Consider the following 18,625-nt stretch of genomic DNA (forward strand, 5'->3'; position numbering starts at 1 on the left):
ACAATACGCCTGTACGCAAATATAAATAATATAATTTACATAATAGATAAATAGTCAGGATCATTATGAATATTATTGAAGGCAGTACCACGGCAAATGAGGCAAAAATTGCTATCGCTGTAGTTAGATTTAATCGTTTCATTAATAATAATTTACTCGAAGGCGCTTTAGACATTTTAAAAAGAACTGGGCAAATAAAAGATGAAAATATAACTATAATATGGACTCCGGGAGCATATGAATTACCATTAATTGTAAAGGCATTAGCTATTAGCCATAAATATGATGGAATAATAGCTCTAGGAACGGTGATTCGAGGAATTACTTTGCATTTTGAATTAATTGCAAGAGAATGCAGCTCTGGTTTATCTAATATTTCAATAGAAAACACATTGCCTATTGGATTTGGATTACTTACTACAGACAATATTAGTCAAGCTATAGAACGTTCAGGTATCAAGGCCAATAATAAAGGATCAGAAGCTGCTTTAGCCGTCTTAGAAATGATTAATATATTACAAATAATTAAAAAATAATTTTTACTATATAGCTGATAAAAGGAATTATGTGAAAACAATTAGCCGAAGACGTGCTCGTGAATGTGCGTTACAAGCATTGTATTCTTGGCAACTGTCTAAAAATAATGCCAAAGAAATTGAAAATTATATTATAACAGAACGAGATATTCAAAACTTAAATGTTTCTTACTTTCATAAATTATATATTGGAGTAATTAATTTTGCTGAAGAGCTAGATAGATTAATGATACCACATTTATCCAGAAGTTTAGAAAAATTAGGATATATTGAACATGTAGTATTACGTATTGCATTATTTGAATTGATAAAATGTAATGATATACCATATAAAGTTGCTATTAATGAAGCAATTGAGCTCGTAAAAATTTTTGGGGCTGAAAAAAGTCATAAGTTTATTAATGGAGTATTAGATAAAATAGTTACTCAGATTTGTATTAAAAAAAATAATCGAACTATCGACGTATGATTTAATACTTATAAAATAAAAAATTAAATTTCAATAAAACAATAATTTATTTTATTACTTATATCTCTCTCTAAATGCGATAAAATTAATATGAAATCATATAAGATATGGTATTTATTCGCCACTGGATTCGGGTTAGGAACAATTGATTATATGCCTGTAGGAACCGTAGCATCTTTATTAGCAATACCAATATGGTGGATGCTAATGTATTTATTTCCATATCAATTTTATTTTTTGTTTCTGATTACAGGAATAGGGTTTGGTGTATTTTTTTGTGATCAAGCTACTAAAATAATTGGCATTCATGATCATAAATCGATCGTTTGGGATGAATTTATTGGTATGTGGACCATATTAACTATAATCCCTACAGACAGTTGGCTATGGATAATTGTTGCTTTTTTATTATTCAGAATATTAGATATCACAAAACCTTGGCCAATTTCCTGGTGTGATCATACGATAAAAGGTGGATTTGGAATTATTATCGATGATATATTAGCAAGTGTCATATCTGTTGGTATTATTTTATCTTTGATGAATTTATATAATTGAAATACTTTATAAAATAAAAACATCTATAATTTTGAAGGCTAGTTTATTATTTGATATATTAACATCACATCATAATTAATAATAATTTAATATATCCATGTCATAATCTTTTTATAAATTCCTATACTATCTAATCCAAGCTCAGAAAGCATTTCTGATTGCGAACCTTGAGGAACAAAAAAATCAGGTAACCCAATGTTTAAAACCGGAACTGATAATTTATTCTGCATAATAAATTCATTTACACCACTTCCTGCTCCACCTATTATTGTATTTTCTTCCAAAGTTATTAGAAATTGATGATTTTTAGCAAGAGTCTTTATCAATACCCCATCTAATGGCTTAATAAATCTCATATCTACTAATGTCGCATCTAATTCAGATGCGACATTAGTAGCTGATCGTAATAAAGTTCCGAAATTAAGAATAGCAATATAATTTCCCTGACGACGTATTACGCCTTTACTTAATGGAAGGGTATATAACTTTTTCTTATCGGCATCGCCGGGGATAGCCAATCCTTTAGGATAACGCACAACACTAGGCCCATATTGATAATTATATCCTGTATGCAACATTAGTTTGCATTCATAAGCATCACTTGGAGCCATGATTATCATATTTGGAACACAACGCAAATACGATAAATCAAAAGCACCTTGGTGAGTTTGTCCGTCTGCTCCAACAATACCTCCTCGGTCAACAGCAAATAAAACAGGTAGGCTTTGAATGGCCACATCATGAATTACTTGATCATATGCACGTTGCAAAAATGTTGAATAAATAGCAACAACTGGTTTATATCCTGCAATAGCCAATCCAGCGGCAAATGTTACAGCATGCTGCTCAGCAATCGCAACATCAAAATACTGTTTTGGATATTTCTGAGAAAACATATTCATTCCAGAACCTTCTCGCATAGCAGGTGTAATCCCTATAATTTTATTATCATGAGCTGCAACTTGACATAACCAATCACCAAAAATTTCGGAATAAGTTATACTTTTAGTATTCTCTATAGGTAATGATCCAATTTTCAGATCAAACTTTGGCACTGCGTGCCATTTGATAGGATCTTTTTCTGCAGGTTTATATCCACAACCCTTTTTAGTAATAACATGTAAAAATTGAGGTCCTTTCATATTACGTACATTTCTTAAAGTATGTACTAATTCTAATACATTATGCCCATTGATAGGTCCAATATAATTGAAACCAAGTTGTGAGAATAATGAACTTGATGTACTAAAGTGTTTAATTTTATTACCCGTATGTTCAATTAATTTTTTAGCCATAAACCTATTAGATAACATTTTATTACTATCTGATTTTAAACTAGAATATATTTTTTTTGAAAAAATATGAGCATAGTGCTTATTTAACGCTCCCACATTTTTTGAAATAGACATTTCATTATCATTTAATATAACTAATAAATCAGATTTGACAGATCCAGCATGGTTCATTGCTTCAAAAGCCATGCCAGCAGTTATTGCTCCATCTCCTATCACGCATACTGTACGACGCCCTAACATTTCTCGTTCTGCAGCAATTGCTAATCCTAATCCTGCGCTAATAGAAGTAGAAGAATGTCCTACCGATAATACATCATATTCGCTTTCATCACGACAAGGAAATGGATGTAATCCATTTCTATTTCTAATACTAAAAATGAGCTCACGACGTCCTGTCAGAATCTTATGAGGATACGCTTGATGTCCAACATCCCAAATTAAATAATCAAATGGAGTGTTATATATATAATGTAATGCTACAGTAAGTTCTATAGCTCCCAATCCAGACGCAAAATGTCCACTAGATCTACTAACACTAGTTAAAAGAAATTGACGTAATTCATTACATAATTTCATTAACTTATCTTCAGATAGTTGTCGTAATTCCTTTGGAGTATTGATTAAATCTAATACAGAGTATTTATTTAAGCTGCAGTTCATATTAAATTATTTAATATATTATTTTGAAAAAATTAATCACTACGCTTAATAATATAGCGTGAAAATGCAGATAAAGTACTGATATTATAACCTAATTTAGCAATATATTTTAAAGATGCTAATGATTCACAATATAATTCTTCAGCTTTAGAGCGAGCTGTATTTAACCCAAATATTTTTGAATAAGTATTATCATGTTTCGATCGTATACTCTTTACTCGCTCCCCTTTCTTATTATCATATGCATATGATGAAGTATCTATAATATCATCTCGTATCTGAAAAGCTAAACCTATGGTTGTAGCATAATGATCGAGAGATTCCAATGCATCACGACTTTTATTTCCTGCCGATAAAGCTCCGATACGAACTGCCGCGCGAATTAACGACCCTGTTTTATATTGGTATATAGTTTCTAACTGTGTAGCTGATATATTTTTATTATTTTTATTAATTAAATCTAAAGACTGTCCAAAACACATTCCGTTAGCGCCGCTGGCAGCAGCTAATGTGGCAATCATTTTTAAACGATCTTGGTCTGTAATTGTTGGCATATGTGCTTCTGAAAGAATAGTAAAAGCTAATGTATGTAAAGCATCGCCTGCTAAAATAGCAATAGCTTCACCAAACTTAACATGACATGTCGGATATCCTCTACGTAGTTTATCATTATCCATAACAGGTAGATCATCATGAATTAAAGAATAAGCATGCATACATTCAATAGCTGCTGCTGGAGCATTAAGCTTTGACGATTTAATACCAAATAATTTCCCCGTTTGATAAACCAAAAAAGGACGTAATCTCTTTCCACCTAATAAAACACTATAGCGTATTGCTTGCGCAAGAAGAGATATATCCCGATTAAGAAACATAACCAGATAATGTTCAATAGCACTATCTACTTGTTTGTGGCTATCATGCAACTCATTAATAAAATCAAGCATAAATATAATATTTCAATATATCATAAACCAAAACATTAACTAATCTGTTCTGACTGGAATTGGATTCATATATGTAGTTATATAATTATAATGATATTTAATATATTATTATAATTATAACTTATTTTAACAACTTTAAATATTATTTGCATATCTCCTACAATAAACTATAAAATAATATATTAAACTTCTTGTGTTCATACAAGAAGTAATTAGATTATATTAAGATAATTAATGTTTATTTAATATAATAGATTTAATATAGAATATTAATTATCATGTTCTTTTAGAATACTACAAAGCATTAATATGAAAATAATCATTAAATTTTCACCGGAAATTACAATAAAAAGTCGTGCTGTGCGAATATTTTTTATAAAAATTCTTATTGTTAATATTAAGACTATTTTAAAAAAAAATAAAGAACCAACATCAATTATACGTCATTGGGATTATCTTGAAATAAGATCTAATAATAACCAAAAAATATGTGCTATTTTAACGAATATTCCTGGTATTCATCATTTTTTATTAGTTAAAGAGAGTGTATTTAATTCTTTAAAAGACATTTACAAAAATGTTACACTTAATTTAAACTGTAATATTGAATTATCAGGAAAGGATTTTTGCGTACGAGTTAAACGTCATGGCGCACATAATTTTACTTCTCAGGAAGTCGAACATTATTTAGGAAAAAAACTGTGTCAACATATAAACAATACTAGAGTCAATTTAATAAAACCTGACAGAATTGTATATTTAGAAATTAAGAATAATCAACTTTTTATAATCCTCGAACGTTTTGAAGGATTAGGAGGATTACCAATAGGTACACAACAAGAACTTATATCATTAATTTCAGGAGGATTTGATTCAGCAGTTGCTAGTTATATGTTAATCCGACGTGGATGTAAGGTTAACTATTGCTTCTTTAATTTAGGAACACCTATGCATACTATCGAAGTATCTAGAATAATATATTATTTATGGAATAAATTTAGTAGTTCTCATAAAATAAAATTTATTTCTATTGATTTTTCAGAAGTCATTAAAGAAATCGTTTCTAAAATAAAAGATAATCAAATAGGAATAGTATTAAAACGCATGATGATACGTTCTGCATCATTAGTAGCTGATCGATGGAACATAACTGCATTAGTAACAGGAGAGGCACTAGGACAAGTATCTAGTCAAACCTTGACCAATTTAGCGCTTATTGATAGTGTATCTAATCACATAATATTTCGCCCTTTAATTTCTTATGATAAAGAAAAAATTATTAATTTAGCTAGAGAAATAGGAACAGAAACATTTTCAAAATCTGTTCCAGAGTATTGTGGTACAATATCTCAAAAATCAGCTGCAAAAACTACAAAAAAACGCATCGAACTTGAAGAAAATAATTTTGATTTTACTATATTAGACCGGGCAGTATCTCAATCTTGCATAATAGATGTGCAAAATATTCCCGATCAAATAACTAGTCAACATTTATTTGAAGTAGAAACTAAAAAAATATTAAATAATAACGATATAATATTGGATATACGTACAGAAACCGAACAGAAGAATAATCCTCTGTATTTAACTACTAACATAAAAATAAAAAAGATACCTTTTTACAAATTAATCGATCAATTTTCCAAATTAGATCCAAACAAAGTGTATGCGCTATATTGTGATCATGGAATAATGAGTCGATTACAGGCAATATATCTATATAAACAAGGCTTTCGTAATATAAAAATTTACCGACCTCCATTATCTCGTTAATTTATTAAAAGTGTAATATATACTATATGAATATATTTTATAATTCATGTGTGCATTAAGAAATTATTGATCCAGTACTTTTATACAAAAACAACTAAATTTTTCTTTTAATACTCAATACCATTAAAGGTTTAATCACAAATTTTTTACAATATATATTAAAAAATAAATTATCGTAATATGTAACTCATTATAATACACAATATTGATATGATTAATGCAGAAAATAATATTAACCATATTCCTTTTATTTCTAATAAAAATCCACCTAAAATTCCTCCACATCCTACGCCTAAAAATTGTCCAACAGAATAAATACTAATAGTAGTTCCTTTATATTTTTTCGGCGATTCTTTATTGATTAAAGTAGGCAATATTGCTTCAATTAAATTAAATGCTATAAAAAATAACTGCATACCCAACAAAAACATTCGATAATGACACATATTCGTTAACATAATTAATTCAGATAAAAATAAAATACTCATACAAATAATTAATATTTTTCTTGCATAATTTTTACCCTCACAACATATAACACACATTAATACTGTTAGTGCAGACGTTATCATAACAATACTATAAATCTTCCAATGCGCTCCAAGTGGGAATCCTAAATTTATTATCGCTTTAGGTAAAGCAATAAAGTTTAGTATTAAAATAGTATGTACGCAAAATATACTAAAATTTAGTTTTATTAATTGAGAATGAGTAAATATTTTTTTAATTTTATCAAACATAACAAATAAATTTTCATCATTTTTTATTGGACAAAAAGAAATTGGTGTGATTATAATATAAGTAAATATTATAGCTAATACAGCCAATATAGTAATAATATGAAATAACCCGTGTAATCCAAACATATCCGTAATAATCGGGCCAAAAATCATAGAAGTAGCAAAAGTGATACCAAAACTTATTCCAACTGCAGCCATGGCTTTGATATGATGTCGTTCTTGAACTGATTCTAGTAACAATGCTATAAGTGAACTGCTTATGGCTCCTGATCCTTGTAGTGCACGTCCAACAACAAGCCCCCAAATATTATTGGTGACAGCTGCTATTTCGCTACCAATAGCAAATAAAACCAACCCTCCGATAATAACAGGCTTCCGTCCAATTTTATCAGACATTAATCCAAATGGTAATTGAAATATTATTTGCATTAAGCCATATATTCCAATCGCTACACCTATTAAATATCCATTCGCTCCTGTAAGAGCAGAAACGTGAATAGTTAAGACGGGTAAAACCATAAATACACCCGACATACGAAGCGCAAATATTATTCCTAGTCCTAATATAGTATGCAGTTCTTTGTTAGTCATCAAAATAAAAATATATAAATATTCTGAACACAAATCAGTATGGTTTTTAATATCTATACATATAGATATTAAAATAAAATCTATAAATGTTTACAACATTAAACTATTTTTTAAAGTTATGTTCCAAAATATAGCCATAATTAATTTTACTAAAAATATGAATTTAATAATATACTATATGATAGTAAATCATTTATTTGTAAAATAAAATAGGATCTAGAGATAAGAGTAAATTTAAAGATACTACAATAATAATAGATAATTGAAACATTCTTTTTGCCCATAAACTATCATTGTTAATTATTTCGTACCCATATGATCCTATATATAACCACCATAAATTCATCATGCTAATTATTATTAAAAACGTATAACTAGTATATCCCATTATAGTAAATAATATAGTTGCTATAATAAATCCAATAATATATATCATCATATGATTCTTAGTTAACTTCACCCCCTTTTTAATAGGGAAAGTTGGAATTAAAGCTGCCTTATAGTCATGTAACCGTAAAATAGCAATAGAATAAGAATGTGGAATTTGCCACAAACTAAAAATCATTAATAAAATCAAAGCTCCCATATCAAATCTATTTGTAACAGCACAATATCCAATCACTGGCGGCATTGCTCCTGAAATACTCCCAACTATTATGCTATAAACAGACCTACGTTTCATCCATAAACTATATATTCCAACGTATGTGAACAAACCTATTGCCGCTAAATATACTATTAAAAAATTCTTTGTATAACTCAAACATAAAAAACCAAATACACTTAAAGTTACCGCATATAATATACTTTTATTTAAAAACAATCTACTATGTTGTACTAATACTCTATTTTTAGTTCTTTCCATAACCGAATCAATATCTCGATCAATAATGTTATTTAATAAGCAACCAGCAGCTATAACTAATGATATCCCTATAATCATTTTAATAAACAAAAGATAATGTATATGACCTCGTGATGCTATTAAAAATCCCCCTATAGCCGACATTAAGTTTCCTATAACAATCCCCGGCTTTATTAAGTTTAAATAATATTTATTCATAAAAATAAAATTGTCTTATTATTATTCAAATCATCAAATTATGATGCAAATGTGTCATAATCCATATACTTCCAAATATAAGAATAAAAACAATAAATACCGTAAACATTAAAGATATCAAATTCCATACTTTATGAGATGTGTTTCCTAAATGTAAAAAGAAAATTAAATGAACAAAAATCTGAATTACTGCACACGATATAATAATATTCATTAATATCTTTTTGTTGATTATATTATATGTAACCATAAAAAACGGAATGATTGTCAAAATCATAGATAATACAAACCCAATCAAATATGAATTATGTGTATAACCATTTTTCATAAATTACAATATTCCCAGTAAATATACTTCAGTAAATACACATATCCATATAATGTCAAGAAAATGCCAAAATAAACTTAAGCATTGCAATCGTATATAGTTAATTTTAGTCAATCCCTGGCATGTGACATGTAACATCATTACTACAATCCAAATAAGCCCAGCCATTACATGTATCCCATGGGTTCCTACCAAAGTAAAAAAAGAAGAAAGAAATGCATTTTGACGTGGATTGTGCCCTGACTTAATTAAATGAAAAAATTCATAAGTTTCTATTCCAATAAAAAATAATCCTAATAAAAAAGTCATCCCCATCCAAATATTTACTTTTTTCACATATAATTTCTCTGCATATATCATGACCTTACCATAAGTAAAACTGCTTAATAACAAGCAACAAGTCTCTATAAATATAAGAGGTAACTTAAAGATTTCCTTGCCTGAATAAAAATTTTCTGTGTTATTGCATAATACTGAGTACGTTGCGAACAAGCTTGCAAATAAAATACAATCACTCATTATATACAACCAAAAACCAAATATCGTTTTTTTATTTAAATTATTGTATTTATGCATTATTAATATGTTCAACTTCTTTAATTTTTTCTACTGATACAGTATACTCTGTATTATTATTAAATGTATAGATAATCCAAGTCGCAACAACTCCAAGTATACTAAAAATAACTAGCCACCATATATACCAAATCATACCAAATCCAAATAATAAACTGAAAAAAGATATTAAAATTCCAGCATAAGTATTCTTAGGCATATGTATTGATTTATATTGGTCAGAACAAAAATTGACCTTTTTATTATTTTTTACATACCAAAAGGCATCACGCTCATCATTTATTATAGGAATAATTGCAAAATTATAAAATGGTGGAGGAGAAAGGACAGACCACTCTAAAGTAGATCCATTCCACGGATTTCCATTCAAATCTTTGTACTTATCACGATTTAAAATACTAACTATTACTTGAATACATTGACATATAATACCCAACCCAATTAGTATAGTACCTATTGATGCTGTTATTAACATTGATGAAAATATTGGATCAATATGCTGACTTAATCGACGAGTCATACCCATAAATCCTAAAATATATAACGGCATAAATGCTACATAAAATCCAATAATCCAAAACCAAAAAGCTCTTTTTCCCCATTTTTCATTTAAAATATATCCAAAAGCTTTAGGAAACCAATAAGTAGCACCAGCAAAACAACCAAATAACACACCCCCAATTATAACATTGTGAAAATGAGCGATTAAAAATAAACTATTGTGTAATACAAAATCAGCCCCGGGTACAGCTAATAATACCCCAGTCATTCCCCCTATAGAAAATGTAATAATAAATCCAATAGTCCACAACATCGGAGAAGTAAAAATGATTTTTCCTCGATACATAGTAAACAACCAATTAAAAATTTTTACACCAGTAGGAATGGCAATTATCATAGTCATGAGACCAAAAAATGCGTTAACATTAGCACCTGCTCCCATGGTAAAAAAATGATGCAACCATACACAAAAAGATAATACAGTAATAGCGATAGTAGCCCATACTAACGAAGTATATCCGAACAATTTCTTTTGTGAGAAAGTAGAAACAACTTCTGAAAACACACCAAATACAGGCAAAACTAAAATATATACTTCTGGATGCCCCCAAGCCCAAAATAAATTAATATACATCATCATATTTCCACCCAAATCGTTAGTAAAAAAATGGGTTCCTAGATAACGATCTAGCGTTAATAATGCAATAGTAACAGTTAAAATTGGAAAAGCTGCAATAATTAACGTATTTGTACATAATGCAGTCCAAGTAAATACTGGCATCTTCATCATTGATAAACCTGGGGCTCTCATATATAAGATTGTGGTAAAAAAATTTATACCAGTTAAAGTGGTTCCTATTCCTGAAATTTGTATGCTCCATATCCAATAATCGACACCAACACCAGGGCTGTACTCTTTACTTGATAATGGTGGGTAACCTGCCCACCCTGTTTGTGCAAATTCCCCTATCCCTAAAGAAAGATTTATTAAAATTACACCTACCATAAACAACCAGAAACTCAAAGAATTCAAGAAAGGAAAAGCAACATCTCGTGCTCCAATTTGTAATGGAACTATCAGATTCATTAACCCTATTACGAAAGGAGTAGCCATAAATATAATCATGATCACACCATGAGCAGTAATTACTTGATTATAGTGATGAACTGAAAGAAATTCATACAAACCAGAAGAAGACAAAGCTTGCTGCGCTCTCATCATAATCGCATCAGCAAAACCACGTAAAAACATAACACATGCAACTACAATATACATAATCCCAATTTTTTTATGATCTACAGAGGTAATCCATTCATCCCAAATATATTGCCACTTGCTATAATACGAAATAATACCAACAAGTATTATTCCAATAAAAAAAACAATAACAATTGTAGACATAATAATTGGATCATTATATGGAATAGAATGTGTTGTTAATTTTCCAAACATTACTTTATTATCCTTATTATATTTATAATATCACTTAAAAATATATCATTCTTGTATCAAAAAATTAAATACTAAAAATGTTCTTGCTTTTGATGTTTGAATTTATTAATCACATTATAAAACAAGTTAGATTGTACATTAGAAAAATAAATTATCGGATGATGTTCACTAGGTTTAGCTAACTCTTCATAAATTGACATATTATTAATGTGATAAGATGATTTTTTAGCTTTTTGCACCCATTGTTCAAATTCTTTTTCAGTTTGTGTAACAAAGACAGTAAATTTCATATTAGAAAATCCCTGTCCACTAAAATTTGATGACATGCCTTTATATCGTCCTACTTCGTTAGCTATTAAATTTAATTCAGTATGCATTCCAGCCATAGCATAAATTTGTCCTCCTAATTGAGGAATAAAAAAAGAATTCATAACTGAATTAGAAGTAACATTAAATTTTATAGGTATACATGTTGGAAAAACAAGCTCATTAATAACTGCTATATTTTGTTTCGGATAAATAAAAAGCCATTTCCAATCTAATGATATAACATTAATAATTATCGGTTGCGCAGAGGAAGATATAATAGGTTTTTTTGGATCTAATTTATGAGTTGACTTCCAAGTTAGGACTCCTAAAAAAATAATAATTAAAATTGGAACAAACCAAATCACAAATTCTATTTTTCTAGAACTTACCCAATTAGGATTATACTGTATATTTTTAACATTAGATGCTCTATATTTTACAGTAAAAAAAATTGTCATTACAATCACTGGGACAACTATAGTGAGCATTAATCCGAACGCAGTCAATATTAGTGAACGTTCTTCTATCCCAATTTGCCCCTTAGGATACAATAATACTAAATCACTACACCCACTCAATGTTGTTATACAACTACACAGCAAGCAACAAAAAACATATTTTTTTATATTATATACACTGAATTTCATACAACAAATTTTAATGCAATTAAATATATTTATTTTTTAAACTACCTATTTTACAGCAAGCCTTTATTAATGTAAATAAATTAATACATACCTAAAAATTCTGCTATATTTGCAACTTCTTAATAACCATTAGAATATAATTCTACATGTTTATAACCGAGGTTAATTTCATTCTATAATATAAAAATTAATTAAATATTCAATCACTTAAAATGAGTCATCTAAATATTTAGATTTATAGATATAATTAATTCCAATATTACTACACTGTATAGTTTAAATTAATTCATTCAATTATAATTATATTATAGAATTTTTATATATGCTTATAACTTTACATAATTTCATATTTTCTTTATTATGTTCCATTTATAAAAGCTAATAAAAATAAATTAGATATACACGTAATTATTAAAAATATTAAAGATTTGCAAATACACTATACTGTCATTTATCTTGACATATTACTAATATAACACGCCGCGCTGGATTTAACATATCTTCCTAAAGATATATCTTTATAAATTTCATGTTAAAAATTCTTATTTCTTTTTAAAAAATTATAAAGTAATTATTTACTAGAAAGTGATACTAAAATTAGCGAATTATAATTCTATTTATTTTATTATTCAAAACACGTAACGGAACAAATACAGTTTGTATACTTGACTATATATTTAACGATGACAATAACAAAATTTATATACTATTATAATATATATACAACCATATATAAAATTAAAATTAAGAAAAATCAAAAATCATTAATAATAAAAATCTCAGAAATGAAACCAACATAATTTTTCAAATATATAAACACATTATATATTTGAAAAACAATGCTAAAAATAATCTAATTCTTTATCAACACATATTAAACCAATTTTTAATTATAGTGCACAAGACTATTTATTAATATAAATATTAATATTTTCATGAATATTATTAACAAAATCTAAATGAAAAATATTTCATCTTCCTTATTATTTTAAAGAATAAAAATCCTAAATTTTTTAGAATTTTATCGGTCTGACATTGAAGCAATCTAATTAATACAATAAAACAATATATATTTTCATATAAAAATCATAAATATATTAAATATCATTTAAAAACTATTATACACAAACAAAATATCAAAACAAAAATAATATAGCAATTTAATGCTATTAAATTGCTATATTATTAATAAATATATTTGATCATTTAAAACAACAAATTAATAAAACACATAGTATTAATAAATATTTGAAACAAAATTATTCTACACTTTTTAATAAAATTTGATTTTAAAGCCCGGGATAAATACAATATAAACCATATTATTGCTCAATAAAATTATCTAAAATATTGATGATAATTATTCATTTAATTTGTCATAAAAAAATCAGATCATTTAAAACCAACATTACAACCATGAAATTATATTTTCAATCTGTTTTTAACACAAAGAACAATTGATCTTTATTTTTAATCGGTCAAAATTTTAAAAAAGATACTACATTTAATAAATTTAAATATACGCTGCAATAATAAAAAACAACATATATATAAACTGTTCTATTATAATATCTAACAAATAGCAAGTTACTCAAAAAATTATAACACAACATAACTAATTTTAATTAATAAAAGCATAATCATAAAAAATTTAATTTGAAATTTTACACAAATTGTATTATATCAAGATTTAAAGAATACTTCTATTTTATAGACATCTAATAAAAGAGGATACAGTGCATGCCATGGAAATATTTAAACAATTTTAAAGCGCCTTATTGTTGTCGAAATATGGTAATAGTACCGACAGTAATAGAACAAACTATCCGAGGAGATCGTGTATATGATATATTTTCCTTATTACTAAAAGAAAGAATTATCTTTATGACAGGGACGATAGAAGATAACATAGCTAACTCAATCGTTGCACAGATAATGTTTTTAGAATCAGAAAACTCAAAAAAAGACATCCATTTGTATATTAATTCTCCAGGAGGATTAATAACTGCAGGAATGTCAATATATGACACCATACAATTTGTAAAACCTGACGTTAGTACATTTTGTATGGGTCAAGCTGCTTCTATGAGTGCTTTTCTATTAGCTTCCGGCACTAAAGGCAAACGATTTTGTTTACCGAACGCTCGAATAATGATTCATCAGCCATTAGGATGTTTTCAAGGCCAAGCTACTGATATTGCTATTCATACCAAAGAAATATTAAAAATTAAAAATAATATAAACGAGCTAATGGCAAAACATACAGGACAATCTGTTGATACAATCAGCAAAGATACAGAACGGGATTGCTTTTTATCTGCTGATGAAGCTATGAAATATGGATTAATAGATTGTGTATTATCCCAACGAACATAAATTCGCATCATTACTTATTTTATATTTTATTATTATCATTACCTGTAAACATAATTTATATCTGAATTTATTTTTTATTTTCAAACAGATTTGCAGTTCATGTGCATTGATTAAGAATTAAAAGTAAGGATATTAAACTGTGAACGATAATCATCAAAATCATTCAAAAAATACATTATATTGTTCATTTTGCGGAAAAGACCAAAACCAAGTATTAAAATTAATTGCTGGAGTATCAGCGCATATTTGTGATACATGTATTGGGTTATGTAAAGATATAATTAATCAAGAATTTAAAGATAAAGTAATTAACGAAAATTTGACTAAATTTCCAACACCCTATGAAATTAAAAGTCATTTGGATGATTATGTAATTGGTCAAGAACATACTAAAAAAGTACTTGCAGTAGCAGTATATAATCATTATAAACGTTTACGTAATGAAGATATATATGTGTGTGATAATGGTACAAAATTATTTAAAAGTAATATTTTATTAATCGGCCCCACAGGAAGTGGGAAAACGTTATTAGCAGAAACATTAGCTAATTTTCTTAATGTACCATTTGCTATATCAGATGCTACTACTTTAACAGAAGCAGGATATGTAGGAGAAGATGTAGAAAACGTTATACAAAAATTACTACAACGATGTAATTATGATGTAAATAAAGCACAACAAGGTATTATTTATATAGACGAGATAGATAAAATTTCTAGAAAATCAGAAAATCCTTCTATTACCCGAGATGTCTCTGGAGAAGGAGTACAACAAGCCTTATTAAAATTAATCGAAGGGACTATAGCTGCGGTACCCCCACAAGGAGGTCGTAAACATCCACAGCAAGAATTCATAAAAGTGGACACTACTAATATTCTTTTTATTTGTGGAGGTACTTTTTTTGGTTTACATCAAATTGTGCAGCAACGCACTACCAACAAACGCACAATTGGTTTTCAAATCTCAGAAAACAACGATACACTTAAAAATACTGAATATTTATTTTTAAAACAAATTGAGCCAGAAGATTTAATTAAATTTGGTCTAATTCCAGAATTCGTTGGAAGACTACCAATAATTTCTGCTTTAGATGAACTAGGAGAAAAAGAATTAATAAAAATTTTAAAAGAACCAAAAAATGCCTTAATAAAACAGTACGAAATATTATTCCACATAGATGGGGTAAAATTGGAATTTTCAGAAACATCATTAACTGCTATTGCTAACAATGCTATGAAAAGAAAAATTGGTGCCCGTGGACTGAGAGCTATTTTAGAAGACATATTACTAGACGTAATGTATGAATTACCCTCTCAAAACAATATAGATAAAGTCATAATTGACGAATCAGTAGTATTTGGAGATTCAAAACCATTATTAATCTATAACAAAGATAAATTCGTTGATCTTAAATAAAATGTTTATTTTCGATAAACGATATATAGCACATAAAAAATTAAAACAATAAATTATTTTAATATTAAATTACAAGTTAAGTAACAAAAATCCAAATGAGTATATATACTCATTTGGATTTTTGTTACTTAACTTGTAATTATAAAAAATTAATGCTACTTTTTAAAAAACAATTAAAAGGAAACTATTCAATTACTAATTCAATTAATAATTTTCGTGTCTAAAATCTTTTCCAAATAAAAAAAATTGCATTTCTCTTTCAAGTATCGCACGATCTGAAATATTCATCATATTCAATTTATTTTCATTTATTAAAATAATTTGTTTATTTTTCCATTTCAGCCATGCGTCTTTAGAAACGTGCTCATAGATATATTTTCCTAACGATCCTGGATAACACGGAGCATCTAATCCTTCGGCGTATTTTTTTAAAAAAACACAATAAATTATTTTAGACATGATTATAAATCTTTTTGTTATAATAATAACTTTTAATTTAAATTTTATTCAATATTTCTGCTATAATTATAACTACAATTTCTGTAATATATTAGAAATTGGTTTAGGCAACCCAACAATTGGAGGATCCATTAAATTATACCAGATTCCATCTTTCTGACAATTTATCTTTTTATTTATATTAAGTAATATTGGTCTAATTTCTAAATCAACATTACTTAATTTGTGTTTCAAAATAGGTAAGTCTATATATTGATCATTATGTAGATTACAATTCAATAACCATATATCCAACATATTAATATTAGAAAACTCAGGAAAACAAAATAATCCTCCCCAAATCGTCTGATATGATCTTTTTTCAAGCCATATAATTTTTACTGTACGACGTTGTAATAACAATAATAAAAACCAAATAGTTTTTTTTAATAACGTTTTAGGTGGTTCCTTCTTAGGATATTGATTAACTCTATGAGTTAAAAAAGCTTGACAATTTTCTTGAAGAGGGCAATCTTTGCAGGCTGGGCATTTATTAGTACATATTAATCTTCCCAAATCCATCATAGCTTGATTAAAAACTCCCGTTCCTGTATCAGGAAGTAATTGTTCACTTAATAACCACAGTTTATTATTTATTTTAGATTTGTTTCCTAACAAATAATCAAAAGCATAATATCTTGTTAATATTCGTTTTACGTTACCATCAAGAATAGGATGATGTTGATCTAATGTTAATGACAAAATAGCTCCTGCAGTAGATCTTCCAATACCAGGAAAAGAAATAAGCACATTAAAATCTTTTGGAAAATTACCACAATAATACTTAACAACAATTCTAGCTGTTTTATGCAAATTTCTGGCTCGTGCATAATAGCCTAATCCACTCCATAAAAATAATACTTCGTCTAATTCTGCTTCTGCCAATTGTACAATTGTTGGAAACCTTACAACAAATCGTTCATAATAAAAAATTACAGTTTTTACTTGTGTTTGTTGCAACATAATTTCAGATAGCCATGTTTTATACATTGTTTTATTCAATTGCCATGGTAAATTTGGCGTTCTATACTTTTGATACCATAGTAATATTTTTTTCGAAAAAATTAAATTTTGAGCCATATATATATTTTACAATATTAAATTTATATTACATATAACTAATATATTCTATAATCAATTTTAACTCTGCTAAAAGATATTTTACAAATTAAAAAATAAACCCAATATAGACACTCATTGATATACTTTAAAAGTAATTAAAACACTCTAATATAAATAAAATATAAAAACTCAACTTGAAAATTAATACATAATTCTACAAATATTTTATTTTTAAAAATAACAGCGCTCACGCAGAATAAATTAACTCTATAAAAACTTAATGACCGTATTTTTATAATTTATGAAACATAGTATCCGAGAATCAAAACATATTTTTTATTTTTGATAAAAAATCAATATTTACTTTTATAAAAAAATAATTAATTATTATTATAAACATTTACAAAAACTTAAACATATATTTATTAATATAATACTCATACTAATTTATATGTTAAACAAAATATACGTTTATTTTTATTTGTCATGAAGACTTCTTAATTTGATTTTTATTTACACATAAAACTCTGTAAGCAATATATATATTCGAAAAATAAATACCGCTAAACACCGTTTATTTAAGTGAAAAAGTTAATGCATAAACATATATGATTTAATCACCAATCTAAATTTGATATAGCCTTTTAACTTTGATTAAATCATAAATAACAACAGATATATGATTTCTTATAAAAATTAATAAATATTTTCACCGTAACATTAATATTCACTTCCATATAAAATAAATCTTTAAAACCATCTATATTTTCATTAAAAACATTAACTATATATACGTACTACAAATCATACTATTTATTTATAAGCG

General features: G+C 27.1%; 16 protein-coding genes. 6 read left to right on the forward strand and 10 right to left on the reverse strand.

What is annotated here, in order from left to right:
- Positions 1 to 65 precede the first annotated feature (65 nt).
- From ribE to M9408_RS02780, 3 genes are all read left to right on the forward strand, one after another.
- The gene (gene ribE, locus M9408_RS02770) at positions 66 to 536 is read left to right on the forward strand and encodes a 6,7-dimethyl-8-ribityllumazine synthase (RefSeq protein WP_250257107.1); all 471 of its coding nucleotides are present in this window, start codon (positions 66 to 68) and stop codon (positions 534 to 536) included.
- A gap of 31 nt (positions 537 to 567) precedes the next feature.
- Complete coding sequence (nusB, locus tag M9408_RS02775) at positions 568 to 1,005, forward strand: transcription antitermination factor NusB (RefSeq protein WP_250257108.1); 438 nt, start codon at positions 568 to 570, stop codon at positions 1,003 to 1,005.
- A 90-nt stretch (positions 1,006 to 1,095) separates the two neighbouring features.
- On the forward strand, positions 1,096 to 1,563 hold the full coding sequence (locus tag M9408_RS02780) for a phosphatidylglycerophosphatase A family protein (RefSeq protein ID WP_250257109.1): 468 nt from the start codon (positions 1,096 to 1,098) through the stop codon (positions 1,561 to 1,563).
- Positions 1,564 to 1,649: 86 nt separating this feature from the next.
- Here M9408_RS02780 and dxs read toward each other — a convergent pair whose 3' ends face one another.
- Together dxs and ispA are read right to left on the reverse strand one after the other, a co-directional pair.
- Positions 1,650 to 3,518, reverse strand: coding sequence for a 1-deoxy-D-xylulose-5-phosphate synthase (gene dxs / locus M9408_RS02785; RefSeq protein WP_250257110.1), 1,869 nt, complete (start codon positions 3,516 to 3,518; stop codon positions 1,650 to 1,652).
- 32 nt (positions 3,519 to 3,550) lie between these two features.
- Positions 3,551 to 4,465 carry a (2E,6E)-farnesyl diphosphate synthase gene (gene ispA / locus M9408_RS02790; protein WP_250257111.1) on the reverse strand — a complete coding sequence of 305 codons (915 nt, stop codon included), beginning with the start codon at positions 4,463 to 4,465 and terminating at the stop codon, positions 3,551 to 3,553.
- 309 nt (positions 4,466 to 4,774) lie between these two features.
- Here ispA and thiI point away from each other — a divergent pair, with 309 nt between their 5' ends.
- Positions 4,775 to 6,238, forward strand: a complete 1,464-nt coding sequence (gene thiI / locus M9408_RS02795; RefSeq protein ID WP_250257112.1) for a tRNA uracil 4-sulfurtransferase ThiI — start codon at positions 4,775 to 4,777, stop codon at positions 6,236 to 6,238.
- Between the two features lie 170 nt (positions 6,239 to 6,408).
- Here the strand turns inward: thiI and M9408_RS02800 are convergent, their stop codons facing one another.
- From M9408_RS02800 to cyoA, 6 genes are all read right to left on the reverse strand, one after another.
- Positions 6,409 to 7,569, reverse strand: a complete 1,161-nt coding sequence (locus M9408_RS02800) for an MFS transporter (RefSeq protein ID WP_250257113.1) — start codon at positions 7,567 to 7,569, stop codon at positions 6,409 to 6,411.
- Positions 7,570 to 7,762: 193 nt separating this feature from the next.
- Positions 7,763 to 8,632 (reverse strand): heme o synthase, encoded by an 870-nt coding sequence (gene cyoE, locus M9408_RS02805; protein ID WP_250257114.1) that lies wholly within the window; start codon positions 8,630 to 8,632, stop codon positions 7,763 to 7,765.
- Between the two features lie 25 nt (positions 8,633 to 8,657).
- Positions 8,658 to 8,960, reverse strand: a complete 303-nt coding sequence (cyoD, locus tag M9408_RS02810; RefSeq protein WP_250257115.1) for a cytochrome o ubiquinol oxidase subunit IV — start codon at positions 8,958 to 8,960, stop codon at positions 8,658 to 8,660.
- Positions 8,961 to 8,963: 3 nt separating this feature from the next.
- Positions 8,964 to 9,536, reverse strand: coding sequence for a cytochrome o ubiquinol oxidase subunit III (gene cyoC, locus M9408_RS02815; protein ID WP_250257116.1), 573 nt, complete (start codon positions 9,534 to 9,536; stop codon positions 8,964 to 8,966).
- Complete coding sequence (gene cyoB / locus M9408_RS02820) at positions 9,529 to 11,490, reverse strand: cytochrome o ubiquinol oxidase subunit I (RefSeq protein WP_250257117.1); 1,962 nt, start codon at positions 11,488 to 11,490, stop codon at positions 9,529 to 9,531. The genes cyoC and cyoB overlap by 8 nt, the downstream gene beginning before the upstream one ends.
- A gap of 71 nt (positions 11,491 to 11,561) precedes the next feature.
- Entirely contained in the window at positions 11,562 to 12,446 is an 885-nt protein-coding gene (cyoA, locus tag M9408_RS02825) for a ubiquinol oxidase subunit II (protein WP_250257118.1), read from the reverse strand.
- Between the two features lie 1,740 nt (positions 12,447 to 14,186).
- Here cyoA and clpP point away from each other — a divergent pair.
- Positions 14,187 to 14,822, forward strand: a complete 636-nt coding sequence (clpP, locus tag M9408_RS02830) for an ATP-dependent Clp endopeptidase proteolytic subunit ClpP (RefSeq protein WP_423775066.1) — start codon at positions 14,187 to 14,189, stop codon at positions 14,820 to 14,822.
- A gap of 139 nt (positions 14,823 to 14,961) precedes the next feature.
- On the forward strand, positions 14,962 to 16,239 hold the full coding sequence (clpX, locus tag M9408_RS02835) for an ATP-dependent Clp protease ATP-binding subunit ClpX (RefSeq protein WP_250257119.1): 1,278 nt from the start codon (positions 14,962 to 14,964) through the stop codon (positions 16,237 to 16,239).
- Between the two features lie 204 nt (positions 16,240 to 16,443).
- Here the strand turns inward: clpX and M9408_RS02840 are convergent, their stop codons facing one another.
- Positions 16,444 to 16,698 carry an oxidative damage protection protein gene (locus M9408_RS02840; RefSeq protein ID WP_250257120.1) on the reverse strand — a complete coding sequence of 85 codons (255 nt, stop codon included), beginning with the start codon at positions 16,696 to 16,698 and terminating at the stop codon, positions 16,444 to 16,446.
- 72 nt (positions 16,699 to 16,770) lie between these two features.
- Positions 16,771 to 17,817, reverse strand: a complete 1,047-nt coding sequence (gene mutY / locus M9408_RS02845; protein WP_250257121.1) for an A/G-specific adenine glycosylase — start codon at positions 17,815 to 17,817, stop codon at positions 16,771 to 16,773.
- Positions 17,818 to 18,625 lie beyond the last annotated feature (808 nt).

It is taken from the genome of Candidatus Blochmannia vicinus (genome assembly GCF_023586525.1).
Classification (GTDB): domain Bacteria; phylum Pseudomonadota; class Gammaproteobacteria; order Enterobacterales; family Enterobacteriaceae; genus Blochmanniella; species Blochmanniella vicinus.